The sequence below is a fragment of the Acinetobacter sp. V116_7 genome, from assembly GCF_056735735.1.
In genome coordinates, this window is the sequence record NZ_JBWZIF010000028.1 from 250,420 (window position 1) to 275,697 (window position 25,278).

At 37.5% G+C, this 25,278-nt stretch carries 26 protein-coding genes; 8 read left to right on the plus strand and 18 right to left on the minus strand.

Features of this window, described 5'->3' with window-relative positions:
- Positions 1-31: 31 nt before the first annotated feature.
- Complete coding sequence (locus tag AC1PJP_RS15190; RefSeq protein ID WP_479767518.1) at positions 32-946, minus strand: alpha/beta hydrolase; 915 nt, start codon at positions 944-946, stop codon at positions 32-34.
- A gap of 73 nt (positions 947-1,019) precedes the next feature.
- Positions 1,020-2,552 (minus strand): flavin-containing monooxygenase, encoded by a 1,533-nt coding sequence (locus AC1PJP_RS15195; RefSeq protein ID WP_479767520.1) that lies wholly within the window; start codon positions 2,550-2,552, stop codon positions 1,020-1,022.
- A gap of 430 nt (positions 2,553-2,982) precedes the next feature.
- Here AC1PJP_RS15195 and AC1PJP_RS15200 point away from each other — a divergent pair, with 430 nt between their 5' ends.
- The 4 genes from AC1PJP_RS15200 (at position 2,983) to AC1PJP_RS15215 (ending at position 7,375) form a co-directional block, all read left to right on the plus strand.
- Positions 2,983-3,588, plus strand: a complete 606-nt coding sequence (locus tag AC1PJP_RS15200; RefSeq protein ID WP_005040635.1) for a TetR/AcrR family transcriptional regulator — start codon at positions 2,983-2,985, stop codon at positions 3,586-3,588.
- A gap of 380 nt (positions 3,589-3,968) precedes the next feature.
- Complete coding sequence (locus AC1PJP_RS15205; RefSeq protein ID WP_199988196.1) at positions 3,969-5,342, plus strand: NAD(P)/FAD-dependent oxidoreductase; 1,374 nt, start codon at positions 3,969-3,971, stop codon at positions 5,340-5,342.
- Complete coding sequence (locus AC1PJP_RS15210) at positions 5,329-6,018, plus strand: hypothetical protein (RefSeq protein WP_056480134.1); 690 nt, start codon at positions 5,329-5,331, stop codon at positions 6,016-6,018. Before AC1PJP_RS15205 ends, AC1PJP_RS15210 begins: the two co-directional genes overlap by 14 nt.
- Positions 6,019-6,115: 97 nt before the next feature.
- Positions 6,116-7,375 carry an OmpP1/FadL family transporter gene (locus AC1PJP_RS15215; RefSeq protein ID WP_479767523.1) on the plus strand — a complete coding sequence of 420 codons (1,260 nt, stop codon included), beginning with the start codon at positions 6,116-6,118 and terminating at the stop codon, positions 7,373-7,375.
- 113 nt (positions 7,376-7,488) lie between these two features.
- Here the strand turns inward: AC1PJP_RS15215 and AC1PJP_RS15220 are convergent, their stop codons facing one another.
- The 5 genes from AC1PJP_RS15220 to AC1PJP_RS15240 form a co-directional block, all read right to left on the minus strand.
- The gene (locus AC1PJP_RS15220; RefSeq protein ID WP_416662964.1) at positions 7,489-9,750 is read right to left on the minus strand and encodes an ATP-binding cassette domain-containing protein; all 2,262 of its coding nucleotides are present in this window, start codon (positions 9,748-9,750) and stop codon (positions 7,489-7,491) included.
- Positions 9,751-9,953: 203 nt separating this feature from the next.
- The gene (locus AC1PJP_RS15225; RefSeq protein WP_002113647.1) at positions 9,954-10,190 is read right to left on the minus strand and encodes a VF530 family protein; all 237 of its coding nucleotides are present in this window, start codon (positions 10,188-10,190) and stop codon (positions 9,954-9,956) included.
- A 663-nt stretch (positions 10,191-10,853) separates the two neighbouring features.
- The gene (locus AC1PJP_RS15230; protein WP_479767526.1) at positions 10,854-11,150 is read right to left on the minus strand and encodes a hypothetical protein; all 297 of its coding nucleotides are present in this window, start codon (positions 11,148-11,150) and stop codon (positions 10,854-10,856) included.
- A 13-nt stretch (positions 11,151-11,163) separates the two neighbouring features.
- Entirely contained in the window at positions 11,164-12,387 is a 1,224-nt protein-coding gene (locus AC1PJP_RS15235) for a phage/plasmid replication protein, II/X family (protein ID WP_479767528.1), read from the minus strand.
- Between the two features lie 5 nt (positions 12,388-12,392).
- The gene (locus AC1PJP_RS15240; protein ID WP_479767530.1) at positions 12,393-12,569 is read right to left on the minus strand and encodes a hypothetical protein; all 177 of its coding nucleotides are present in this window, start codon (positions 12,567-12,569) and stop codon (positions 12,393-12,395) included.
- 123 nt (positions 12,570-12,692) lie between these two features.
- On the opposite strand from AC1PJP_RS15240, the gene AC1PJP_RS15245 reads away from it, so the two are divergent.
- Positions 12,693-12,896 carry a hypothetical protein gene (locus AC1PJP_RS15245; RefSeq protein ID WP_057053476.1) on the plus strand — a complete coding sequence of 68 codons (204 nt, stop codon included), beginning with the start codon at positions 12,693-12,695 and terminating at the stop codon, positions 12,894-12,896.
- A 479-nt stretch (positions 12,897-13,375) separates the two neighbouring features.
- Here the strand turns inward: AC1PJP_RS15245 and AC1PJP_RS15250 are convergent, their stop codons facing one another.
- The 9 genes from AC1PJP_RS15250 to AC1PJP_RS15290 all read right to left on the minus strand — a co-directional run bounded on the left by AC1PJP_RS15250 (position 13,376) and on the right by AC1PJP_RS15290 (position 19,313).
- Positions 13,376-13,603 (minus strand): hypothetical protein, encoded by a 228-nt coding sequence (locus tag AC1PJP_RS15250; RefSeq protein WP_479767532.1) that lies wholly within the window; start codon positions 13,601-13,603, stop codon positions 13,376-13,378.
- A 358-nt stretch (positions 13,604-13,961) separates the two neighbouring features.
- Positions 13,962-15,128, minus strand: coding sequence for a zonular occludens toxin domain-containing protein (locus AC1PJP_RS15255; protein WP_479768243.1), 1,167 nt, complete (start codon positions 15,126-15,128; stop codon positions 13,962-13,964).
- Positions 15,121-15,405, minus strand: coding sequence for a DUF2523 family protein (locus AC1PJP_RS15260; RefSeq protein ID WP_479767534.1), 285 nt, complete (start codon positions 15,403-15,405; stop codon positions 15,121-15,123). The genes AC1PJP_RS15255 and AC1PJP_RS15260 overlap by 8 nt, the downstream gene beginning before the upstream one ends.
- A 2-nt stretch (positions 15,406-15,407) precedes the next feature.
- Positions 15,408-16,865, minus strand: a complete 1,458-nt coding sequence (locus tag AC1PJP_RS15265) for a virulence factor TspB C-terminal domain-related protein (RefSeq protein ID WP_479767536.1) — start codon at positions 16,863-16,865, stop codon at positions 15,408-15,410.
- An 87-nt stretch (positions 16,866-16,952) separates the two neighbouring features.
- The gene (locus AC1PJP_RS15270; RefSeq protein WP_479767538.1) at positions 16,953-17,171 is read right to left on the minus strand and encodes a major capsid protein; all 219 of its coding nucleotides are present in this window, start codon (positions 17,169-17,171) and stop codon (positions 16,953-16,955) included.
- A gap of 10 nt (positions 17,172-17,181) precedes the next feature.
- Complete coding sequence (locus AC1PJP_RS15275) at positions 17,182-17,376, minus strand: hypothetical protein (protein WP_479767540.1); 195 nt, start codon at positions 17,374-17,376, stop codon at positions 17,182-17,184.
- 221 nt (positions 17,377-17,597) lie between these two features.
- Complete coding sequence (locus AC1PJP_RS15280) at positions 17,598-17,894, minus strand: hypothetical protein (protein ID WP_479767526.1); 297 nt, start codon at positions 17,892-17,894, stop codon at positions 17,598-17,600.
- Positions 17,895-17,907: 13 nt separating this feature from the next.
- Positions 17,908-19,131, minus strand: coding sequence for a phage/plasmid replication protein, II/X family (locus tag AC1PJP_RS15285; protein WP_479767528.1), 1,224 nt, complete (start codon positions 19,129-19,131; stop codon positions 17,908-17,910).
- Between the two features lie 5 nt (positions 19,132-19,136).
- Positions 19,137-19,313 carry a hypothetical protein gene (locus AC1PJP_RS15290; RefSeq protein WP_479767530.1) on the minus strand — a complete coding sequence of 59 codons (177 nt, stop codon included), beginning with the start codon at positions 19,311-19,313 and terminating at the stop codon, positions 19,137-19,139.
- A 123-nt stretch (positions 19,314-19,436) separates the two neighbouring features.
- Here AC1PJP_RS15290 and AC1PJP_RS15295 point away from each other — a divergent pair, with 123 nt between their 5' ends.
- On the plus strand, positions 19,437-19,640 hold the full coding sequence (locus tag AC1PJP_RS15295; protein ID WP_057053476.1) for a hypothetical protein: 204 nt from the start codon (positions 19,437-19,439) through the stop codon (positions 19,638-19,640).
- A 519-nt stretch (positions 19,641-20,159) separates the two neighbouring features.
- Here the strand turns inward: AC1PJP_RS15295 and AC1PJP_RS15300 are convergent.
- Both AC1PJP_RS15300 and AC1PJP_RS15305 read right to left on the minus strand, forming a co-directional pair.
- Positions 20,160-21,260 carry an ABC transporter substrate-binding protein gene (locus AC1PJP_RS15300; protein WP_479767542.1) on the minus strand — a complete coding sequence of 367 codons (1,101 nt, stop codon included), beginning with the start codon at positions 21,258-21,260 and terminating at the stop codon, positions 20,160-20,162.
- A gap of 72 nt (positions 21,261-21,332) precedes the next feature.
- Positions 21,333-22,286, minus strand: coding sequence for a TauD/TfdA dioxygenase family protein (locus tag AC1PJP_RS15305; RefSeq protein ID WP_250375704.1), 954 nt, complete (start codon positions 22,284-22,286; stop codon positions 21,333-21,335).
- A gap of 221 nt (positions 22,287-22,507) precedes the next feature.
- Between AC1PJP_RS15305 and AC1PJP_RS15310 the strand changes: the two genes are divergently transcribed.
- Positions 22,508-23,329, plus strand: coding sequence for a Crp/Fnr family transcriptional regulator (locus AC1PJP_RS15310; protein WP_270907275.1), 822 nt, complete (start codon positions 22,508-22,510; stop codon positions 23,327-23,329).
- Positions 23,330-23,446: 117 nt separating this feature from the next.
- Positions 23,447-25,111 (plus strand): arylsulfatase, encoded by a 1,665-nt coding sequence (locus AC1PJP_RS15315; RefSeq protein ID WP_209045009.1) that lies wholly within the window; start codon positions 23,447-23,449, stop codon positions 25,109-25,111.
- Positions 25,112-25,278 lie beyond the last annotated feature (167 nt).

Here is a 25,278-nt window from a genome sequence, read left to right on the forward strand (position 1 = left end):
TTTTCATATGTTTATTGATGACTATAAAATTTTATTTCGCCTTTGGATGGCTTAAAACTTTTGCTAAAAAGTTGATTTGTTCATCTAACAGTTTTGTTTGCCATGTTCCGCTGTAAAAATCAAAATGATCGATTGGGTATTCCGCTAATTCAACTTTACCACTTGCTAAATTAGCGGACTTGCGTGCAGCTTCAGGTGGAGCAACTTGATCATTTGAACCAACTTGTACCAGTAAAGGACACTTTATTTGACGAGCGAAATTAATTGGTCGATTTCTTGCAACTTCTAAAGCTGTACGGGCACATACTTCGTTACGCCATGTTGGTCCAGCCATCGATTTATAAGAAGTTTCTGCCCCTGGTGTACTAATCATGGCTGCCGTGCCAGGTTGCCCAACAATTGGAATAACATGTGCTTCTTGGCCTAACAGTGAGCGGGCTAAGTCTTTTAAACCGTGAGCCACGGCAACTGTTAACTGCTTAAGCCCGCCGTAACGTAAGATCTGGGTAAGGGCGGCTAAACCATCTGTAGCTGGATTCATAGAGATTACAGCTGAGATTTTTGGATCTTGAGCTGCAACGACCATTACGTGTCCACCAGAATAAGACGTGCCCCAAAGCGCGATACGGTTTCGATCTACATTGGGTAAGCTTCGCACAGCTGCGATTGCTGCATGATAGTCTTCACGTTGATTTTTATAGGACACATTCTGTCTTGGAAAACCGCCAGACTCCCCAAAACTACGATAATCGAATATAAATGTATCAAAGCCTGCTTTGCTAAATGGCTCTGCAAAATGTAATAACCCTGTATCTTTTGTACCTCCGAAGCCATTTCCCATGATAATGCAGGGGCGCCCTCGAGCGCTTTTGTACTTATCGGATGTGGTCGGGATATACCAAGCCGAACATGTAATTCCTTTGCTGGTAAATTTAATATTTTCCATAATGTTTACCTAATATATTTAGTCTCTTATTTAGGTTTTACTTAAATAAGAGACCTTAATTTTGAGGGTAGTATTAAGCTTTGATCTTCAATTCATCTGAATTTGACTCTGGAACAACTGCCAATTTTTTCTTAGGTAAAAGAGCAGTGAAATGTAATGCTTTATCGACAACAGGACCTTTGTTGAGTCTTTCTAAATCAAACTCATAATCATGTTGAAATTCCCATGGTCCTTCTGTTCCTGCCTTAGGGAACTGAGCTAAACCACGTTGAACATATCCCGGACTCAAATCAACAAACGGAACTCGCTTCATGTCTTTGTTAGCAATCACTGGCGTAAATGTTCCGTATTTATTCTCATCCATGTAGTCAAGTAGACGGCAGAAGTATCGCCATACTAGATCTACTTTTAAGGTCCATGCGATGTTGGTATAACCAAATGCAAAGGCAAAATTTGGAATATCAGATAGCATCATAGACTTATAAATGGTGGTATCTGGATAATCGATTTTCTTACCATCGACAGTCAGTTGAATCTTGCTGAATGCCAGCATGTTTAAACCCGTTGCAGTAATAATAATATCTGCTTCAAGTGTTTTACCTGACTTCAGTAAGATTCCATCTTTAGTAAAGCGGTCAATATGATCTGTCACAACAGAAGCTTTGCCCGAAGAAATTGCTTTAAACATGTCTCCATCTGGTACAACACATAAGCGTTCATCCCATGGATTGTATTTTGGCGAGAAATGAGTTGCGACATCAAAACCTTTAGGCAGTCTGCGTTTTACATCTGCAATCAGTAGGCGGCGCATCACATCTGGAAAACGGCGACTTAATTTATACATTCCTCGGCTGAGTGCAATATTTTTCTTGCGAATAATTTCATATGCACGTTGAGGCGAGAGAACTTTATTTAAAGCCAGTGCAATAGGGTCGACACTTAGCATCGCAATCACATAACTAGGTGATCTTTGAAGCATGGTGATATGTTCAACATCTTTAGCCATAGCTGGGATTAAGGTTACCGCTGTAGCTCCACTGCCAATTACGACAACTTTTTTGCCTGAATAGTTGAGGTTTTCTGGCCAGTGTTGAGGATGAACGATTTGACCTTTGAAGTCTTCGCTTCCCTGAAACTCAGGCGAATAACCATTATTATAATCGTAGTAACCTGTGCCCATAAGCAGGAAGCGCGAACGTAAGGTGACTAAATTTTTTTGGTCTTTTTGTTTGACTTTAACAGTCCAAATGCCTTCACTTGATGAAAATTCTGCACTCGTTACATAGCTGTTAAATTGAATATGTTGGTCAATACCATTTTCAGTAAGGGTTTCCTGCAAATAAGCACAGATCATTTGCGCGCTACCGAAAGTCCTTTTTTCAGTCCAAGGCTTAAAACCAAATGCAAAAGACTGCATATCTGAATCGGAGCGGATGCCAGGGTAGCGGAATAAGCTCCAAGTGCCACCGATTTTTTCTCGGCCTTCTAGAATTAAAAAGCTTGAATTAGGACGATATTTCTTTAAATGGTACGCTGCGCTAATACCAGCAATCCCTGCGCCAATGATTAAAACATCAGTAGTAGTAACTTGTTCTGATGTATTCATATCTTATTCCTCTCTACAAATTTCAGTAAATTGAGCATCAGTTAGATTTTCTAAGATGATGAATTTATTAATCTTCATTTTCCCTGATCCATGGAACTGATGAACAAACGCCTTACTTAAGCTCAGTATGTTTTCATTTAAGAAGTCCCCGTCATAAAAAGGGGCTGTTCAATATTATTAATTTAATAATTACACAATGTCAATGACACAGTGTAATTATACTTATTTTGTTATTGAGAATTTCTAAATAATTATTTAAATATTTGAAAAGTTTGATTTTAAAAATATATAATTCTGATTGTGTTATTAAGTATAAAAATCTTCTTATTTATTTTTTTTCCAAGAATTTGTTCCACAATAGTGCATTAATGCTTGTCGAATAATTTATTAATACCTACAATGACATCGTGTCAATGAGAAATTGGATAGTATGACAACTACAAGACGTAGACCCAAACACGACCCTAAAGTTTCTGAAAATGAAATATTAAATGCTGCTGAACAGTTTTTAAGTGAACATCCTTTTCGTGAACTCAATGTAGATGAGGTCATGCGCCGAACGGGCTTAAAACGTCCAGCATTTTATGTACATTTCCGAGATAAGCATGACTTGGCCTTACGCCTTGTTGAAAATATTGGGAAAGAATTATTTACTATTGCAGATAGGTGGCTGCAAGGTGATAGTCCTCAAGAAGATTTGCGCCGTACTTTAGTTGGTTTGGTAGAAGTTTACATGCAGCATGGGCGTGTACTACGAGCTTTCGGAGAAGCAGCAGGAGGCGATGAACGTGTGGATAATGCATATCGGAGTTTAGTGCAAGACTTTATTAACGCTGCTGCTCAACATATTAAAGAAGAACAAGAAGCTGGTAGAATTAAGAAAAATTTAGATGTAGAAGAAACAGCAAAAGCACTTATCTGGCTTGAAGAAAGATATCTTTCTGAAGTTTTCGGACGTCCATCAGAAGTTGATCCAAAGGTAGCGATAAGGGTTCTTCAAAACATTTGGTTATCGACACTTTATGGTGCTAATTAAAAAAATATTAACTATAAATTTATGAATGTTCAAAAGGAATTGTTCATTCATTTCTATAATTAAAAAATATATATGTTTAATATTTAAGAAAATTTTTTAAATTATTTTTTCAATCTCATTTTCCTTTTTTCTAAACATTCTTATCAGAAGCTAAATTTTTATTTTTAATTACACAGTGTCATTGACACTGTGTAATTGTTGGAGCAATATATATTCAGCTCTACGATTTCGTACGCATTGCGATAAAGCACTCAACATTTTTTCAGGGAAGAAATTATGTCTTGAGTTTGCGATAAGCCTTTTTTTTGAAAAAAAATGAATAGGCGAAAGTATGGGTACGTGGACTGAGCAATATCAAATATCAAAGGAAGGAGCATTAGATGAATAATATTCCACATGCAAATAAGTCATTCTGGTTAGCCCACTCAGGCGAATACATTCCTTCACCACCTCTTAAAGGCACTATCGATGTAGATGTGGTGATTATTGGAGGAGGGTTTACTGGATTATCTACCGCCTATCACATAAAAAAAGCCGACTCTGCTGCATCAGTGGCTGTTCTTGAAGGCGAATGTGTGGCATTTGGTGCCTCAGGCCGTACTTCTGGTTGGGTTGTGCCAGTTCCAGTACTTGACCCTACCACTGCAAAAGTACTTTATGGAAAAGAAAGATTAACTGAGCTTCAAAATTTCGCATGGAATGGTCTGGACTATGTGCAGGACCTAATCAAACGCGAAAATATGGATAGCGATTTTGAAATGCCCGGTGTGACATTTACGACACTTCGCGGCCATGAAAAAAGATTAGAGCATTTTACTCAATATTGGCACGATCAACCTCGCTCAAAAGACAGTGTCTATATGGATCGAGCTACAGTCAGCCAAGCTCTAAATAGTGATGCATTTTCTGGTGGTTGCCGAATGCCACATTCTGGACAAGTCAACCCTGTAAAGCATTCTCGAGAACTCAAGCGAATAGCTGAAGCTGCGGGCGCACAAATTTTTGAGCAAACGCCAGTACTGGATATAGAAGATAAGGAAAAGTTCTTTATTCTCAAAACCCCAGAAGGTGAGGTTAGAGCTAAACATATTGTATTGGGAACAAATGGTTTTACCCATTTATTGCAACCAGAATTGGGGCTTAAACGCGCACAACTTCCAATGTTTGTATATCAGTTAATTACTGAACCTTTAACTGATGAAGATTGGAAAGCGCTTGGTTGGAAACATCGTGGTCAGTTTTATGACAAAACAACCTATTGTCCTCCAACCTGTAGAACGACTGTAGATGGAAGATTGCAATTTAACCTATGTGATATCTACGTGGGTGAAGGGCGCTCTATGGATGAAGCTCAGAAAGTGCAGTTTTATGATGCCGCTGAGCGAATGTATAAAAAGGTATTTCCTGCATTTCAGAAATTAAAAATTGCTCAACGTTGGAGTGGCGCTTGTTCTATTCCTTTTGACGTAAGGTCTCAAGTGGGCACACTTCATAATGGTCGTATTTCTTATGCCTATGGATACAGTGGTGCGGGCGTAATGATGTCACAAAATTATGGCCGAATTTTAGCTGATCTTGCATTGCAACGTAAAACGGAGCTTACCGAGCATTGGTTTGTTGCCAATGGAGAAAAAGGACACGCTAAATTTAAACGTTTCCCATTAATTCCGGGTCTTATCGCTGCGCTACGTACTTATTTCGAATACGAACGAGTATCAGCACTTTCTAGGAGAAGACGTCTTGGACTCGATTAAACAATATGATGATGGACACGTATTTACAGCGTGGGTTGCACTAATCGGTACGGTAATGGCTGCAACTTGCTTACTTTGTTTTCTTGCAGTTACAGGTTTTGATTTGCATCAAATATTTAAACCTGAATTTGCATTAACTTTGTCGGCAAAAGACCAAGCACTTTTCAGAACTTCAATGATTTCTGATTGTTTTGGGTTTTATCTTCCTTTTTTGGCTGTGGGCGTATATCTGTGGAGAAAGTTGCGCTCTTCGGGAGGGTTGTTGTCCGATATCGCTATTTTATTCCTTGTGATTTCAACCATGTTAGGTATAGCAGGGGCTGTTTTACAGGCCGCTGTGTTAGGACCACTTGCTGAAACATATATGTCTGGAAATGAAATGGCTAAACAGGCAGCGGGCACTGTGTGGGCCACCATTTCTCAAGGCTCACAAAATGGCTTATGGCCAATGGAAGGACCGACAATCGGTTTCTGGGCAATAGTTAACGGACTACTTCTGAGAAAAAACAAATCTGCATTAGGTTTCCCATTGGTTTTGGTTGGGTTGGGATATGTTGGGTTTGCTGCACTTCTTTTCTCAGGCTTTCCTAAAGCGGCCTTATTCCTTGAACTGTTCTTATTACCAGTACAGGTCGTGTGGCTAAGCCTTTTCGGTTTGGGTTTATTACGAAAATAGATGTAAAGAATTTTAGAGCCATGTTGTGAAATATGGCTCTAAAAATAAAAAACTATCCTAAGGATTTTGGGAAATAACAACGAAAAAGGATATAGGTATGAATGGAATGCCAACTAATAGGACAAATCCGATTTTAATAGGAATGCTTGGCGTATTTGTGAGTAACATTAGTCACGCTTCAGCCTTGGAACAATCAGGCCAATCTATCTTGCCATTTCTAGAAAACGGTAATTATGCAGAAGCGAATTTATTTGCAGTCGATTCATCTGTTTCTGGCATAGTCAACGATAGAGCCGATCTTGTACGAGATCACCAAAGTCGTGATACAGGCGATATTGCAGAAAGTACGCAGTTCTATACAGCTGCTCTAAAGTTACAACTTAAAGATCGTTTAAGTTTTGGTGTGCTATACGATCAGCCCTTTAGTGCTGACATTAAATATCCGGCACGTTCTAATAATAGTTATTTTGATAATGACGTTAGCCATCAAGGTACATTCGTAAAAGCCGATACTCAAAATTTAAGTATGATTGTGGGTTATTCACCAGTTGAGCATTTTCAGATTTACGGTGGACCAGTTTATCAAACCGTAAAAGCAAACCTAGGTCTTCGGGGCAATGCCTATACTCAGGCTTTTAATGGCTATAATGCTAAGTTTCAGCAAGAAGGCGAAGTCGGCTGGTTGTTAGGAGGAAGTTATCAATTACCCGATCTTGCATTAAAAGCAGCGATAACCTATCGGTCTAAAATCAAATATAAATTTCAAGTAGATGAAGATATTTATGGTGAACCACTAAAACTCGTTGAAAATGAGAAAACCAAATTAGAGACTCCAGCATCATTAAATATTGATTTTCAGACAGGCATTTCTGAACAATCACTTATTTATATGAATTTAAGATGGGTGAATTGGAAAGAGTTTGAAACACGCCCTCCGCAATATGGCGCTCTATCTGAAATTATTATGAAAGAGGCAACTGGTGGAGCTTATACCCAAGGCTTTAAGCTCGATTCTTATCAGAACGATCAATATAGTGCGACTGTCGGTCTCGCACATCAATTTACAGAAAAATGGGCTGCTTCAACAGATGTAAGTTGGGATTCAGGTACGGGTGATCCTGCGTCAACAATGGGACCAATCAAAGGTTCTTGGTCGCTTGGTTTAGGTGTCCAATTTAACCCCGCTAAAAACTACTTTATAGCTGGTGGCATAAAATATTATTGGTTAGGTGATACAAAAACCGAAGATGGAACTTATTACTTGCCAATAGAAGGAATTAAACCATTCGCAGAACAGGCAGATTTTAAAGACAATCATGCAATCGCCTATGGTCTAAAATTTGGATATCGGTTTTAAATTTAAATGGAGCGGTTGATTTTAACTGCTCCGTTTATTAATTCCTTGATACATGCCGCTCTGCTTCAAGCAAAATCTGATTCACTGTTGTGCCAAGCTAGTTAATCAAATCTTTACAGCTCTAGATATTTTTTCAAATAGTAGCCTGTGAATGATTTTTCTGCTGAGAGCAAACTAGTAACAGTTCCAGAAAACACCAATTCACCACCTTTGTCACCAGCTAATGGACCGATATCAATAATCCAATCTGCTTGGCTAATAATGTCTAGATTATGTTCAATAACGATGATCGTATTACCTTTTTCAACTAAGCTATTTAATAAACTAATCAATTTTTCAGTATCAGAAGGATGTAGGCCCGTACTCGGCTCATCTAATACAAAAATATTATCCGTTTCATTGAGCTCTTTTGAGAGTTTTAGTCTTTGCCGCTCGCCACCGGAAAAAGTATTTAAGCGTTGGCCAATTGCAATATAGTCTAACCCTAAGCTTACCAATGAATTAAATTGCTGCTGTAAATTACGATCTTCAAAAAAGTGGCTGGCTTCTGTAACAGTCATTTTCAAGATTTCAGCAATGTTTTTATCTTTATAGTGATATTTCAGCACCTCTGGGGCATATCCTGAGCCGTGACAAAGGTCACATGTCATTTCGACATCATCTAAAAATGCGAGTTCAATTTTCTCGATACCTGATCCTTTACATTGAGGACAAGCACCTTCACTGTTAAAACTAAAAAGCTTAGCACTCACTTTATTTGCTTTTGCAAACAGTTGACGAATCGGATCAAGAAGGTCTAGATAGGTCAGTAAATTTGACCTAATGCTTGCAGTAATTGCAGATTGATCAATCACTTTTGTTTCAGGATATTGTTGTGGTAAGACTTTACTGATTAACGTACTTTTTCCAGAACCCGCAACACCTGTAATAACGCTTAGACAATTTTTGGGAATATCAACATCAATATTTTTTAGATTGAATAAATGAGCATTTTTAATCGAAATCCATTCACAACGAATGCGGGGCGTTTTTTTATAGGTATTTGGTCTTTTAAAAAACTGGCCTGTTAAACCTGATGAGTTCTTTAATTCTTCGAAAGTTCCTTGGTAAATGATTTGACCACCATTGACACCAGAAAGAGGACCCATATCAATGACATGGTCCGCTGTTCTAATAAGATCAGGGTCATGTTCAACCAGTAAAACACTATTTCCTTTATCTCTAATCTTTTGAATGATTTTAATAATATTATCTAAATCTTTTGGATGCAGCCCAATACTTGGCTCATCAAAAATGTAGAGCAGATCAACTAGACTATTACCCAAATGTTTAACCATTTTGATTCGTTGTGATTCACCGCCCGATAATGTATTGCTCACACGATTAAGGTTTAAATAACTGAGACCAACTAAGTTTAAGTTACTCAGTTTATTAATGAGTTCATGTAAAACGGTTTCAAATTTCTCACTTTTTATGGACTCTATAAACTCTAAAAGCATTGATACAGATAGAGCTGTACATTCCGCAATATTTTTACCGTTAATCTTACAAGATAAAGATTTTTGATTAAGCCGTTGGCCTTTACATAAAGAACATTCTTTGGTTGTAATAATCTGCTCAAGTTTATTCCCATAACGATTTCTTTCCCGCGTTTCTCCTTTTAGAAAGTTACGCTCAAATCTGGTCACCAATCCTTCGTAAAGTGCAGTTTTTCTCCATTTACTTGTTGGATTCAACGGCTTGTGCTGAGGGGCATACAACAACAAGTCCCATTCTTTTTCACTATAATCTTTTAATTTTTTATCTAAATCGAAATAACCTGAATCTGCATATCGAGTCCAACGCCATGCAGTAGGTTGATAGGTAGGAAAATTGATAGCGCCTTCTTCATTTAAAGATTTATCTAAATCTAATATTTTATAAATATCAATTGTTTGTTCTAAACCAATACCTTCGCATTTTGGACACATGCCATTGGGATGATTAAAAGAAAAAACATTCGAATATCCAACAAATGGTTCACCCATACGTGAAAATAGTAAGCGAAGATTGGCGTAAATATCTGTAATTGTTGAAACGGTTGAGCGGATGTTACCCGTTAAACGCTTTTGATTAATAATGACAGGTACATTTAGATTCTCAATTTTATCAACGTCTGCCACGCCAAAATGCTGTAAACGATTACGGACAAAACTATCTTGAGTTTCATTAATTTGTCTTTGAGCTTCTGCGCCAATGGTTTCAAAAACTAAAGAAGATTTACCTGAGCCAGAAACTCCAGTAAAGACAACAATTTCATGTTTTGGGATTTTTAATGAAATATTTTTAAGGTTATTTTGTCTGGCTCCATAAATATTTATTGTTCTTTTAGTCATGTGTGATCACTTGAACTTAGGGATTTATAGTAAAAGTAAAATAAAATTTATAAAAAGCGTGTAGATGTTTCTTAAATGAATTGTTTAAATATTCAACTTATAGGGCTTAATTGTTAGGAAGCTATAAATACCATATTTTCATACTAAAGAAGAGTGGTGGCAGTCCACCACTAATTAAAATACTGAAGCTAGAGTTTTGATCGCTACGATTTCTGTTTGGCTTTTTGGCGTAAGACATACAAATATAAGCTTTCTACTTTTTCACGTGCCCATGGTGTGGTACGTAAGAATCGTAATGATGATTTAATACTTGGATCTATGCAAAAACATCTAATTTCAATTTTACGACTTAAGCCTTCAAATCCACCGTAGTAATCCAATAATTCATCCAAAATGTCAGCAAGTTTTTTGCCGTGTAAAGGGTCATTGGAGGCGTTCATAATAGATCAACAATATTTTTGGAGTCCATTATTATAACCTGAGCTAGTTAGAAAATGAGAGGAATTGCGAAAACACATCCCGAAGTATATTAGGCTGTAATTGATTATCGAAACTGGCTGATGTGATGGAAATCTAAAGAATAGCTGTATACACGTACTATATCAGTTTTTCTAAGCCTGTAAAGGGTGTTTTTAAAATATATTTATAAATTTCAATAACATATAAAATATTCTATGTATTGAAATTTAGACTAAGCAAATTAATAACTTTAATGCTCAAAAGGCGATTTAGGGAAAGAAATCTGTATCGCAGTAACAAGTAGCCAAAAATAAAGCCCGTAAAGGTGATAAAGCGGTAAGTGGCTTACGCGTTCTAACTAGGGCAAATTAAAAATCTAATGACATTTTGTAGAAGGCTGCCTAGAGTGTTTTTCTGGCTAAGATTAGAAATAGGGTTAGTCAATTTAAGTCGCTAAGCGTGCTAAGTCTCCTAGTAAGTTGCTTGAGCAACAGATACAGTTGGGCAAGCTTTTAATAATTCAGTGTAGTGAAGTATAAACGGCGTAGTAACAATGCAGAGTAGCCAGAGCCTTATATATGGTAGGTTTCCAAATCTTCTATTTAACATAATATACATTATACGAACAATCGTATAATTCCAAATTAAGCCTTTGATTCCATTGGGTTTTTCTTTGGTAATGGCTTAACGCTAAACACCTGCATCTGTGCACCAAACTTAGTTTGTTGCTCTGTGAATTCGATTTCTACTTCCTGAGCATTGTCGGCACATTCTTCAAGAATCGCTTGAATCTGTTCGACTGGCATCATTCCCGGCATTGCAGTTAAGTTATATTTAACTGGAGACAAAACCGTTGTAGATAAAAAAGCTCGTTCTTTGCCGTCTTTCTCAGAACGGTAAACGGTTGGAAAAACTGTACGTTTGTTAAATGATACTTGCATGGTTAAAGCCTCCTCAGGCAACTAGATGTAACCCATGTTTGGGTGTGTACTGTGAAACTGGTTGAACATAATCAGGTGGTGCTTGCTCAGACATCTTGAGTTCAAACAAACGTACAAATGGAATAACTTTCCCATTAGGATTCTTGGCAAGGTTCTGTAAATGACCTTTAGAAATCTCACATAATTCCAATGCTTTAAGAGCATCGTAAAATGTACGTTCGTTATAAAGCTCTTTGGTAGCTTTCAGACCAATCTGGCGAATTAATGAATAAAACTTCATTGCGTTGTTAGCTCTGGTAAAACTTGGCTTACCAGTCTTTGTATAAGTCACTAACTTGGACTTAAATAAATCTAGGATTTCTCCATCACTCGAAAAATTCATATGTTTACCCTTCAATGTGTTTAAGATCGGGTCAAAAGCTACGTGCCAGAGGCGTAGCAATAATTCTGGCTGTTCATGTTGCAGCTTAATAAGCTGAAATAAATTTGATGGATAACCATTCTTGGTTAAATAGGTCTTACAAATACGACCTTCTAAACGTAAAACAGCATTTGCAAATGGCAATGCATCATTCATAGCGATAACAAGCGATTTAGAGCGCATACAGCCCTTATCAGCTTGCTTTTGAATCTTATTTAATTGGCTTTTTACTTCTTCAAATTTGCCATAGGCTTTAGGTCTAACACTTGCACCATCATTACCCCAAGTAATGTAATTCGCATACTTAACTTCACGAGCTTTACGATGACCCGAAGCCAAGTTAGCCATATAGTCCAGCGTTGGCTGAACCATATTCTGGTGAGGTAATCTAAATAAATATGTCGTATCTAGATGTAAAACCTCAGTATTTGCCAAATCTAAGATTGGGGCTAACTGGGGAAAGGCTTCGAGTAACATGCCAAGCATATGATCTGAGCCAAGTTCTATAGACTCAAAACCATACACATTGTGACCTTGTAACAACTTCAACGGAGACGCCTTAATCTCAACATAAGGCGGTGTATTCATTGTATTTGTATAAAACTTAACAGCCATATCAGTGTAGTCGCTAGGCAACGACTCATAAGGATGATAGAGATCCCCTGTTATCGTTTGACCGTCATCGGTCTTAGAAACATGACGAGTTGCAGCAGGAATACCAAAATCGCGGATATCACCATTAAACCAATGGTGATTATCAAGACTACGTACAAACGTAGGAATGATTGGGATCGCTAACCGCAGAAAATCGAGCATGGCGATTAACCGATATCAGCAATAAGATCAATGTAATGATCATTCAAATCATCATCGATAAAACCAACATGGGTAAAGGCATTTAACATACCAACTACATACCCTCTGTAATAATCATTAGGTTCTTTTTTAAAAACTTCAATTTCAGTCTTTAGTAATTCTATTGCTTGTTCTCTATTCATAATCTTCCCCAAAATCACAAATGCACAAATCATTTAATTGGCATAAAAGCATAAATCACATATAAACACAAGAATAAATCACAAATTCATTTAGAATTTAGTGATTTTAAAAGGAATAGTGTGATGGCTAAGACATTTCGATTTACAGACGAAGAAGAACAGGCTTTAAACGAAGTTGCGTTAAAGATAAACAGAGACCTAGTGAAAGCTGGGAAAAAACCATTAAGAGATACTGAAATCTTCCATGAGATCATCAGACAAACCTTATTGACTGGGATTGTTGAAGTAACTAGAGATGGAACAGTGAAAGTGGAAACAAAAAACTAAAAATGTGGTTAAAATATAATCAAAATAGCTAGTTGTTGCGAACCGTTCTCACTAAGTCTGAAAGCTCCGTTATATATAGCTCACAGACGAAAATGAAAAAAACTTTCCGCAGTCAGGCACACTATTAGACGGCAGTGTGCCCTTCTCTCCCAACCTTAGATTTCGTGTCACGCCGATGGACTGCGAGCCCTCGCCATCGGCTTCGCCACGAAATCTGAAAGTTCGCATAATGAGCATTAATGTTAAATGCCATGCGAGTGCGTATAGAAATGATCGCCTCATTGACAAAAAACCCCGCTAACGCGGGGTTTTAGTCAATGAACATGGCAAATAACATAATGCAGACTTTATGCGAACTCTCAGTCTGTAAATAAAACAACTCCATAACAGACGAAGAAAGCCAAAATCAATTGAGAAAAAATTGTAAAATCGCCATTTTCATAGAATATTTCTAAAAAATAAGATGTCATATCTACGAATCACTCCTCATCCCAATGTTGCTGCAAATGTGCTTCATAATCTTCTTTTAAAATCAAATTTTGGCACATATGACAGGGAGTATATTTAGTTTCTATTTTCCTAAGTGCTGGCATCTTGTCAGAACCACCTTCACCAAAAATCGTAAAATAAATATCTGTTAATTCACCCAAAGTAAGATCGACAACAATGGGAGTTTCATTATTAAGATCATAATATTTAATTGTCATATTTTGCCAATCCCCTAAATTTAACAAGTATTGATTTCATTCATTTTTTTGATGCCAGGGCGAGCTCTCCGGCTTAAAGAAAAATGTAATAAAATGCCAGTCAAAAATCTATTGTAAAGTCTTTTGTTCCGTAACCATGCCACACTTTTAGATGTCTCATCAACTGGCCAAACTGGAGTGTACGGCCACAGTATGAGCATTGTGTGTAACTCGAGGTTTGGTCACGTAAAAACCCGTAGACTACGCCTTGCGACCCCTGCGCACAGCTTCGGGGACTCGCAATTCCCCTGAACGAGTTTTTTTGGTTACTTCTACGGTAGAACATATAGACGGTTTTTAGTAATCAGAGAAGAAGATTTCAAATCGTTGGTTTCTCAGCTAATACTGGAGAAGGTTCAGTAATTACTTGTCCCGGTTGTTGCTTAGCAAAGTAATTAAACGGTCGATCTCCTTGATCAATCAATTTCTTGCAGTCTGATTGGCTCATATCATGCAAAATCGTACCTTGCTGCGTATACGCCACATAACGACCATTCTTTTTAATACAACCGCTAAAAACAGGCTTAGCCGTAACCTCATATTGAATCTGACTTACATCAACGTCATAAGGCTTATTAGGGTTGTACTGAACAACAATACTTTGCATGTCGTTCTTCTCTTTTGCTAATAACTCAGCATTTCTTTTAGATGGATCACGTAGATCTGCACATTGCTCAATAGTGAAACCGTACTGTTTAGCACACTGCTGATCTAATAAAAGATTCTGTTCGTCAGTCTTCTGATTAGCTGTTTGACCATCCGTTTTACTATCTTTTTTGGTATCTGATGCACTTTGTTTATCCTCAAACCTATGAGTATTAAAAGTTTTAGTATTCATTAAGCCAATTGTTACTAATCCGACTATGCCAAGAATGATGGCTACATAAACAAATAACTGTTTAGGTAACTTAAATTTGATGCTTGAATGATCAGAAGCAGAATGATACAGATTTTGATATTCATCTTTAAAATGAAAACGATAGTAATCGAAATACTTCTTATGTTTGGCATTGCGATTTGCAGCAGGTTCAGGACTAGATAACCACTTATCAAACACGAAAACATTAGTATAAGGAGGCTTAGAACTAGGTCGCTTTATGAAGTACATCTTATCAATAAGCTTATGAATACCTTTCTCAATTCGCGCAGGGTCTTGTGTAATTAACCATATGTCCTTGTTGAAATGACCATGAATAGTTAAATCCTTAATCATCTGATCTTGAGAGTATTGATTACCTTTATACTCATACGCTTTACGCATATGTACTTCATCATAAATAATAATTGAACCGTCTGGGGTTTCACGCCAATCGTCTGGAGCAGGTTCGATTTCAGGGATTCTCAAGCCGTCAATATCACAATAAATCTGACGTACTGGCTTGCCTTGTTCTTCTAATTTTTTATTTTGTTCAAGCATATCTAATATGGTTTTAACCATAAATTGAGATTTGCCGTTACGTGGTTGACCACATACTAAATTAATCACTTTTTCGTACCCCAACTTGCATACTTGATAATGCAACACGTAAGGCAATTGCAGATAAAACCATACTAATGGCCTGATCAAATCCGCTTAATCCAACAACGTACAATACGTTACCCAACGTGCCCCAATAACTTTGAATTGTGCTTACAGCTAAAGCAAAAGCCCCCTGTGATGCACCATATGTAAATAATGAAAGACCAGCGCCTTTAAGTAATTTTGAGACAGCACCAGATAAAATGGTTTCTGATACTTTTGAAAGAAGACTAGCTAAACTCATAGTTAATCCTCTCCCTTAACATTGATACCCGCAACGATAAAAGCAGAAGTAATCGCCCCTACAGCAAGTACGGCAGGCTTAAAAAATGAGAGCGCATCACATACAGGCTGATAAGGTAATTGATAGGTATATGTTTTACCCAATACAGTGAATTCAACAGAATCTTGAGGACAAACTTCCGATCCTGTAAGAGTTACTTTTCCCGCCGATGCATCATCATCAAATTCAACTTTTTCAGGATCTTTTTTTTCTGGTTCTTCTTTCATCCATTGGTCAGTAGTTTTCCAATCGTCATACCACTTACAGACGGTAAAAGCCCACTCACAGAAAACGGGAAATTGAATCGAAATAGACTGACCACCTGTGGGATTTCCTTCAGGGTCTTTAATCGGTTCTGCTTTACCATCAGCAGCACCTGAATCAGTTGTCCACCCACGATCATTCATGTTAGGTGCAGATTCAGTTGGTGGATTAGTATATTGAGGGGCACCAAAAGGTGCAGGCTGATTATTTGGAGTGTTCGGGGCGTTCTTAATTTTCTGGTCCATGTCATTAGCTAGATCATCACCAACACCATTTCCTGCATGATTATAGGCATCAGCAACAGAATTATTCATTAAGCCCGTATTAACGCGACTATCAAGAGTTGGATCAACAGGATCATGATAGCCTTCACCCATCATTGCAGCCCCTAATAGCTCAGGTGTCAAAGGAATGATTTGATCAGGTGGTTTAGGAGCGTTTGGATTATAAAGTGGGTTTTTATATCTAGACATTGTATAAGTGACAGTTGAACCATTAGTACGCGTAACAGAATAAACAGCACTAGAATCAGTTGTGCTAACAAGTTTAGAACTTGTCATTTGACTAGGACACGTGCCCCACGAACCATTACTACACAAATAAACCAACATGGCATTAAACGCAGTACCAGATGAAGCGTATTTAATTGATTGATAACCGTTTGACCAATAATATTCATAAGATGGGTCAGCTTGTTCAGGATCAGCAGGCTTTTTCTTTACGTAAGCACCATCAGTCATAACCCAACCGATAGCTTCAATTAGCTGAGTTACAGCCATAACACCTACCATTTGTACGCCTGGATTCTTTGCATAGAAAGCAACACGTTTAAACATGGAACTACCCACTTTTGAAGCTGTAGGTGAAGCTTCAGCAATAGCAATTCTCGTAACTGTTTTTGTTTTTGCAGTTACAGGATCAGTTTCTACAAAAGACCGAGCAGAACGACCATAAACCCGCTTAGCATAATTTTCTCTATTTTGTTGTAGCGTGATTTCTCGTTGAAGCCACCAATCGCCCTGATCGGCTGCATTAGCTTCTTTAATTAGAATTATTGGTGAAAGGATAATTGAGAGAGATAAATAAAAGCGGATTGTGGTTGAAATCGTTCTTTTTAAAACATTTTTATACCAATATAAATCATCATTAATAGCCATATGTACGCCCCAATATCACCCATGACTCACCCCTAAAAAGAAAGTGAGCTAAAGCAGAAGCGATAGCTCACATGTATTCAATCTGAATTAAAATGCAGAACGAATATATTTAAATACTTTGATACCTAACGGAATCAAAATTGCAGCAGCAGCTACAGTAGCACCCGCAGTTGCAGCGCCTGATAACTCCCCAGTGATTGCAGTAGTATCTACAGCAGCATTAGATGCAGCAGCAGCACCAGCAGCAGTTGCTACTACAGCAGCTTGTTTGAAACGTTGAAGCATTACTTGTTTTTTAGTGTTCATGATGAACTCCTTACTTTTCAAAAGTTTGCACTCGTATAACTTTAATGGCCCATACGACTGCGAGACATAACCAAAAAGCGCCCCCAATTGTTGTTGCTTCGGCGTAGCTTAATGGTGGTAAATAGAGATCGGCTTGACCCCATGTAAGACAGGTCTGCACCCCATTAGCATCGGCTGACGATAATTGCTTACAGACCATATCCATTTCTTAAAATCCCCAATAAATTGCTGGCTTGCGTTCCCGCCCCCAAAAGCCAGCAAATCTGTTATTTACACTTATAAAAGTGGATGCAGTAACTAGAGTGTTTAGTAAATTTTTTACCGCACTTCTTGCATGTATAAACATATTCTGTCATAGTTAAAATACACGTAAGTTGTTGATTTTTAACATATTATACATTATACGAACAATCGTATAATTCCAAATTAAGCCTTTGATTCCATTGGGTTTTTCTTTGGTAATGGCTTAACGCTAAACACCTGCATCTGTGCACCAAACTTAGTTTGTTGCTCTGTGAATTCGATTTCTACTTCCTGAGCATTGTCGGCACATTCTTCAAGAATCGCTTGAATCTGTTCGACTGGCATCATTCCCGGCATTGCAGTTAAGTTATATTTAACTGGAGACAAAACCGTTGTAGATAAAAAAGCTCGTTCTTTGCCGTCTTTCTCAGAACGGTAAACGGTTGGAAAAACTGTACGTTTGTTAAATGATACTTGCATGGTTAAAGCCTCCTCAGGCAACTAGATGTAACCCATGTTTGGGTGTGTACTGTGAAACTGGTTGAACATAATCAGGTGGTGCTTGCTCAGACATCTTGAGTTCAAACAAACGTACAAATGGAATAACTTTCCCATTAGGATTCTTGGCAAGGTTCTGTAAATGACCTTTAGAAATCTCACATAATTCCAATGCTTTAAGAGCATCGTAAAATGTACGTTCGTTATAAAGCTCTTTGGTAGCTTTCAGACCAATCTGGCGAATTAATGAATAAAACTTCATTGCGTTGTTAGCTCTGGTAAAACTTGGCTTACCAGTCTTTGTATAAGTCACTAACTTGGACTTAAATAAATCTAGGATTTCTCCATCACTCGAAAAATTCATATGTTTACCCTTCAATGTGTTTAAGATCGGGTCAAAAGCTACGTGCCAGAGGCGTAGCAATAATTCTGGCTGTTCATGTTGCAGCTTAATAAGCTGAAATAAATTTGATGGATAACCATTCTTGGTTAAATAGGTCTTACAAATACGACCTTCTAAACGTAAAACAGCATTTGCAAATGGCAATGCATCATTCATAGCGATAACAAGCGATTTAGAGCGCATACAGCCCTTATCAGCTTGCTTTTGAATCTTATTTAATTGGCTTTTTACTTCTTCAAATTTGCCATAGGCTTTAGGTCTAACACTTGCACCATCATTACCCCAAGTAATGTAATTCGCATACTTAACTTCACGAGCTTTACGATGACCCGAAGCCAAGTTAGCCATATAGTCCAGCGTTGGCTGAACCATATTCTGGTGAGGTAATCTAAATAAATATGTCGTATCTAGATGTAAAACCTCAGTATTTGCCAAATCTAAGATTGGGGCTAACTGGGGAAAGGCTTCGAGTAACATGCCAAGCATATGATCTGAGCCAAGTTCTATAGACTCAAAACCATACACATTGTGACCTTGTAACAACTTCAACGGAGACGCCTTAATCTCAACATAAGGCGGTGTATTCATTGTATTTGTATAAAACTTAACAGCCATATCAGTGTAGTCGCTAGGCAACGACTCATAAGGATGATAGAGATCCCCTGTTATCGTTTGACCGTCATCGGTCTTAGAAACATGACGAGTTGCAGCAGGAATACCAAAATCGCGGATATCACCATTAAACCAATGGTGATTATCAAGACTACGTACAAACGTAGGAATGATTGGGATCGCTAACCGCAGAAAATCGAGCATGGCGATTAACCGATATCAGCAATAAGATCAATGTAATGATCATTCAAATCATCATCGATAAAACCAACATGGGTAAAGGCATTTAACATACCAACTACATACCCTCTGTAATAATCATTAGGTTCTTTTTTAAAAACTTCAATTTCAGTCTTTAGTAATTCTATTGCTTGTTCTCTATTCATAATCTTCCCCAAAATCACAAATGCACAAATCATTTAATTGGCATAAAAGCATAAATCACATATAAACACAAGAATAAATCACAAATTCATTTAGAATTTAGTGATTTTAAAAGGAATAGTGTGATGGCTAAGACATTTCGATTTACAGACGAAGAAGAACAGGCTTTAAACGAAGTTGCGTTAAAGATAAACAGAGACCTAGTGAAAGCTGGGAAAAAACCATTAAGAGATACTGAAATCTTCCATGAGATCATCAGACAAACCTTATTGACTGGGATTGTTGAAGTAACTAGAGATGGAACAGTGAAAGTGGAAACAAAAAACTAAAAATGTGGTTAAAATATAATCAAAATAGCTAGTTGTTGCGAACCGTTCTCACTAAGTCTGAAAGCTCCGTTATATATAGCTCACAGACGAAAATGAAAAAAACTTTCCGCAGTCAGGCACACTATTAGACGGCAGTGTGCCCTTCTCTCCCAACCTTAGATTTCGTGTCACGCCGATGGACTGCGAGCCCTCGCCATCGGCTTCGCCACGAAATCTGAAAGTTCGCATAATGAGCATTAATGTTAAATGCCATGCGAGTGCGTATAGAAATGATCGCCTCATTGACAAAAAACCCCGCTAACGCGGGGTTTTAGTCAATGAACATGGCAAATAACATAATGCAGACTTTATACGAACAGTTACATAATTCATTATTAAGTCCTTGACTCTGTTGCCGTATGTTTAGCTATACTTGTTGCCTCTACAAAGAATCATTAATTATTTTAGATGCGTATTATGCAATTTATAAAAAAGACCTTAACAAAGGTCTTTTTGCGCAGCTAAATTAATTTAATCATTTCATTTTGAAGAGTTCCAATAATTGACGTAATTCAACTGTTGAATCCCTCGTTCGACAAACTCAGCATTTTGCCATTGTTTTACATCAACATCGCGTTTTATCAGTTTAGCCTTTAATGCAGTCTGTACACCTTCTTGTAGATGCCCTAGATAATATTCATCCAAAAGTGGTGAAAAAACTGTTTTTAAGGCTTTGTCTTGTAGACTCAATGCATAGAGTTCTGCTGGTAATCCTGCATTTTTAGTGACAAGTTGAATCGCATTATCGCGGTTTTCAGGCTGTGAAACCCAATGTGCTGATTGTAAAACCGTATTGATCAAGGTTTGGACAATTTCAGGATGTTGCTTAATAAACTCATTACGACCCACCAAACCTGATTGAATTGTTCCAGCACCATCTTGTCTCTGCCCAGTATTCAGTGGAACCTCTACAATTTTCTGCTGTTTAAGCGCTAGAATTGGCATTAAACCCCAGCTGGCATCAATTTGCTTAGCTGCAAGTGCTGCATTGGCCGCAGCAGGATCCAAATTAATAATGCGGAAATCTTTTTCAGTAAAGCCATATCGCTCGATATATTGATCAAACGATAATTGCATAGCAGTTCCTTGAAAAATTGCTATTCGTTTACCTCTTAGCTGTTCGAGACTGATATATCCTTTATTTGGCAAAACACCCAAATAAGCATCTATGTGCCGTCCAGTTGCTACCAGTAACGTGGTATCGATTTGATTCGATTTGCCAATAATGGCTGCTAAGTCACCTAAAAAAGCAAAATCTAATTGCTTATTGGCTAAGGCTTCATTAATTACAGGCCCTGCACCTTTAAAAAATTGCCATTCAACCTGAATATTTTTCTTTGCGAATTCTTTTTCAAGTAACTGATTTAAATATATATAATCAACTAATGGTGTGCCGCTACTGTGTCTTTCACTACTGCTTAGATCAGGTACAGCAATTCGAATTTTTACAATGTTTTCAGTCTGATTTGTTGTTTTTGATGGTGCTGATGAAAATGGTTTGAAAATAAATAGTAGCAAAGCAATAAAAATAAGTGCAGGAATAATCCAGATAAATCGATTACGTTTTGATAGTGTGGCCATATCGTTTTTCTCAACAACATATACAACGTCACTGCTTAACGACAGTGACGTTCTGCATGCTTAAAATGGTATTTAGTTGGCATTTAAAACAGCGTGAAGCTTGGCTTTTTCGAGTTGTTCTTCTGATAAATCTTTGGGTAATGTGGTTTTACCTTTTAAGCCATGTACACCAGTCGTTACTTCACCGGCAAGTGTAATTCGGCGTACAACGCGATGTTGATCACCATAATCGTTAACCGCGTAGTGCTGTGTAGAACGATTATCCCAAATCACCACATCTCCTTCCTGCCATTGCCAGCGGACAGTATTTTCTGGACGCGTTACTTTTTCTTGTAAAATATTAAATAAAAGCTGCGAATCACTTTGACTAAATCCTACAAGTCGTTTGAAAAAATGCCCCAATAATAGGCTTTTCTTGCCCGTTTCTGGATGTAATACGACTACTGGATGCTCTGTCTCATACTTGGTGGATACAAAAATTTTCTTCAGTCTTTCGAGTTGTTCAGGCTCGACATTTTGTTTTGGTCCACCATAGTCATATTCATTTGAATGTACAGCTACCAACTGCTCAGCAAATTGCTGTAAAAGCTCAGGAAGATCTTCATAAGCAGTTTCCGTATTTGCCCAAGTTGTATCACCACCTGTTTCAGGGATGATTAGGCTTCTCAAGATACTAATTTTAGGATAGGCATCCACAAAAGTGACATCAGTATGCCAAGAGTTAGCTCGTGCACCTTTTTGTGAGTCAAGTTCAAAAATAAAATCTGTGCCATCCACCGCTGGTACTGTTGGATGTTTAACAGGTGAACCAAACAATTCTGCGAATTTCTCTTGTTCGGTGTCCCCCAAATGTTGCTGGCCACGAAAGAAGAGTACTTTATGCTCTAGTAGCGCATCGTGTATAAACTGAACTGTAGATGAATCAAGCTCAGAGCTTAAATGAATGCCTGATATTTCAGCCCCAATTCGACCAGTTAATTTTTTAACTTGAAGTTGTTGTGCTGGTTTCTGAATAAATGTAGTCATTTTAATTTCCTGTCATAATATATGACTGAATTTTTATCAGAAACGGTGGCTTATTCTGTTATTTCAGAGACAATCCATCACGTAAAAAATTATTTTGATATTTAAATAATTAATAACACGCACATATGAAAATTAAATATGAAATTATATTTTTTTGAAATTTGAATAAATTTTAACTCTGATAAGCTGTTTAAAATCTTAGTTTATATCTCTGATTTATCATGAAAGCATCATCAATTATCGAGTTCAGGAATCCTATCTCAAAATATCAGAATGATTTTGACGGCGGACAATCTTCGGATCATCAAATTATAACGAATGAATTTATTCATAAAAGTATTCGTATTTTAGAAAATTATCAGGTTATTCAATCTTTATCTAATACAGAGAAATCTACGCTTATTCAGCATTTAAAAATAAGAAAGTATTATCATAATCAAACGATATACAACCAAAATGATCCGTGCACTGATATCAATATTTTGCTTGAAGGTGCGCTTAAACTTGGCTGGAGCACATCACAAGGTAAATATCACACCGATATTTTTGTGCCCTCAGGTACATTAATCAATATTGTTCCGATTGTAACGGGTCAACCCCTCCTTCACGACCATATTGCACAAGGTAGAACAGTAATTGCCAACCTTCCTGGCCAATTGTTTATGGATGTCATCAGAAATAACGCAGATGCTTTGTTTATGGTGTTGAAATTAATCTGTGTAAGAACACAGCTAAATCGTGAACAAAACTTCATTTATTCAACTGAAACATTGCAAACTCGTCTCGCTAAAAAACTAGTTTTTCTAGTGGATTATCATTCCTATCAGGACAAAGATAAAATTTTACTGAATCTTAAATTGAGTCAGGAAAATCTGGCAGAGCTTTTGCAGACTTCAAGACAAAGCATTAATAAAGAACTAGCAGCGCTTTCGAACCAAAACATCATTGAGGTTAAATACAATCAAATCTTTATTTTGGACTTTGAAAAGCTAAGTGATATTGCTCAGACTCATCAGTTCAACAGTACCACTAAGTTTATTTGATATATCTGCTTTTGTCATAATGATATGATTTTATTAGGAGATAACTGTCAGAATAGAAACAGAATAAAAATTTGTCATATTTACACTAAGCATTTTAGTCGCTTTGTTGGATAAAACATGACAGATGTAAATATCAAAAACCAACCTAATATTTTATTGATTGTGGCAGATGATTTAGGCTTTTCAGATTTAGGTGCTTTTGGCGGAGAAATCAATACACCTCATTTGAATGAATTGGCATTAAACGGCTTAAGACTTACTAATTTTCATACGGCGTCAACCTGCTCCCCCACTCGTGCGATGTTACTTTCAGGTACTGACCATCATTTAGCTGGCTTAGGAACCATGGCAGAGGCCCTTACCCCAGAACTCGAAGGTAAAGAAGGCTATGAAGGTGTATTAAATAACAAAGTTGCCGCATTACCAGAATTATTAAAAGATGCGGGATACTACACCCTTATGTCTGGAAAATGGCATTTGGGACTAAAACCAGAATATTTTCCAATAAAAAAAGGGTTTGAACGTTCTTTTGCACTATTACCGGGTGCAGCTAATCATTATCTATTTGAAGCGGATATTCCAGAAGACCAAATTCCACGCTTACTTAAGTCAACAAAAGGACTCTATGCAGAAGATGATGAGTTTTCGGAAGAACTACCACAAGGGTTTTATTCATCAGATTATTTTACCACTCGCCTTCTAGACTTCTTACAAGATGATGAAGCACGCCAAGGACGTCCTTTTTTTGCATACTTACCTTTCTCTGCACCGCACTGGCCCTTACAGGCACCTCAGGAAGATATTGATCGATATAAAGGACGTTATGCAGATGGCCCCGTTAAATTGCGTGAACAGCGCCTTGAGAAACTCAAGCAACTTCAATTGGTAGATGCGGAAACGACAATTCACCCTGTCTTAGCTAGAACTCCATTCTGGGAAAATCTTACCCAAGAGCAACGTGATAAGTCTTCAAGAATTATGGAAGTCTATGCGGCTATGGTAGATCGTATGGATCAAAACGTTGGACGTGTGGTGGAATACCTCAAAGATCGAGGTGAATTAGACAATACTATTGTTATTTTCCTATCAGACAATGGTGCAGAAGGTGCTCAACTTGAAGCTCTACCCGTCTTTGGCGGTCAACTTAATGAAATTATCGAGCAATATTACGACAACAGTATTGATAATATTGGACGAGCAAACTCATATGTTTGGTACGGAGAACATTGGGCACAAGCAGCTACTGCTCCTGCTCGCCTTTATAAAGCACATACTAGCGAAGGTGGAATTAGAACAGTTTCTTTCATTCACTACGCAGGGTTTAAACGCCAAAATCAGATCAGTCACGAATTTTTGACGGTCATGGATTTACTACCAACCCTACTGGATTATTTAAATATTCAGCACCCTGGTCAAGTGTATAAAGGTCGTCAATTGGTGCCCCTCCGTGGTCGTTCTATCTTGCCATACTTACAAGTACAACAAGATCACATTCACAGTGAAGATCATGTCACAGGCTGGGAGTTATTTGGTCAAAAGGCTCTGCGCAAAGGAGAATGGAAAGCGCTCTTCATCCCTGCGCCAAATGGTCCAAATCGCTGGCAGCTATATAACCTTAAAGATGATAAAGGCGAAACTCAGGATTTAGCAAAACAATATCCAGAAAAGCTCGATGAATTACTCAAAGAATGGGCAACTTATGTCAAAGAAAATGGTGTGATTGAAAATGTGCAACAACGAAGATTATTACAAAATGATCAGCTAGAACCGTTTGAAGCGTAAAATAACGAAGAGATTGGTATCAACTGATTGTACTAAGCCAGCACCTAATGCTGGCTTTTACATTTGCCACCTGAACAATATTTTAAAGGGATTATGTTTAAAAATTACTATTAAATATAAAGATAAGATCATCAAAATATAAACTTAAGTTTGTACTGATAATGACA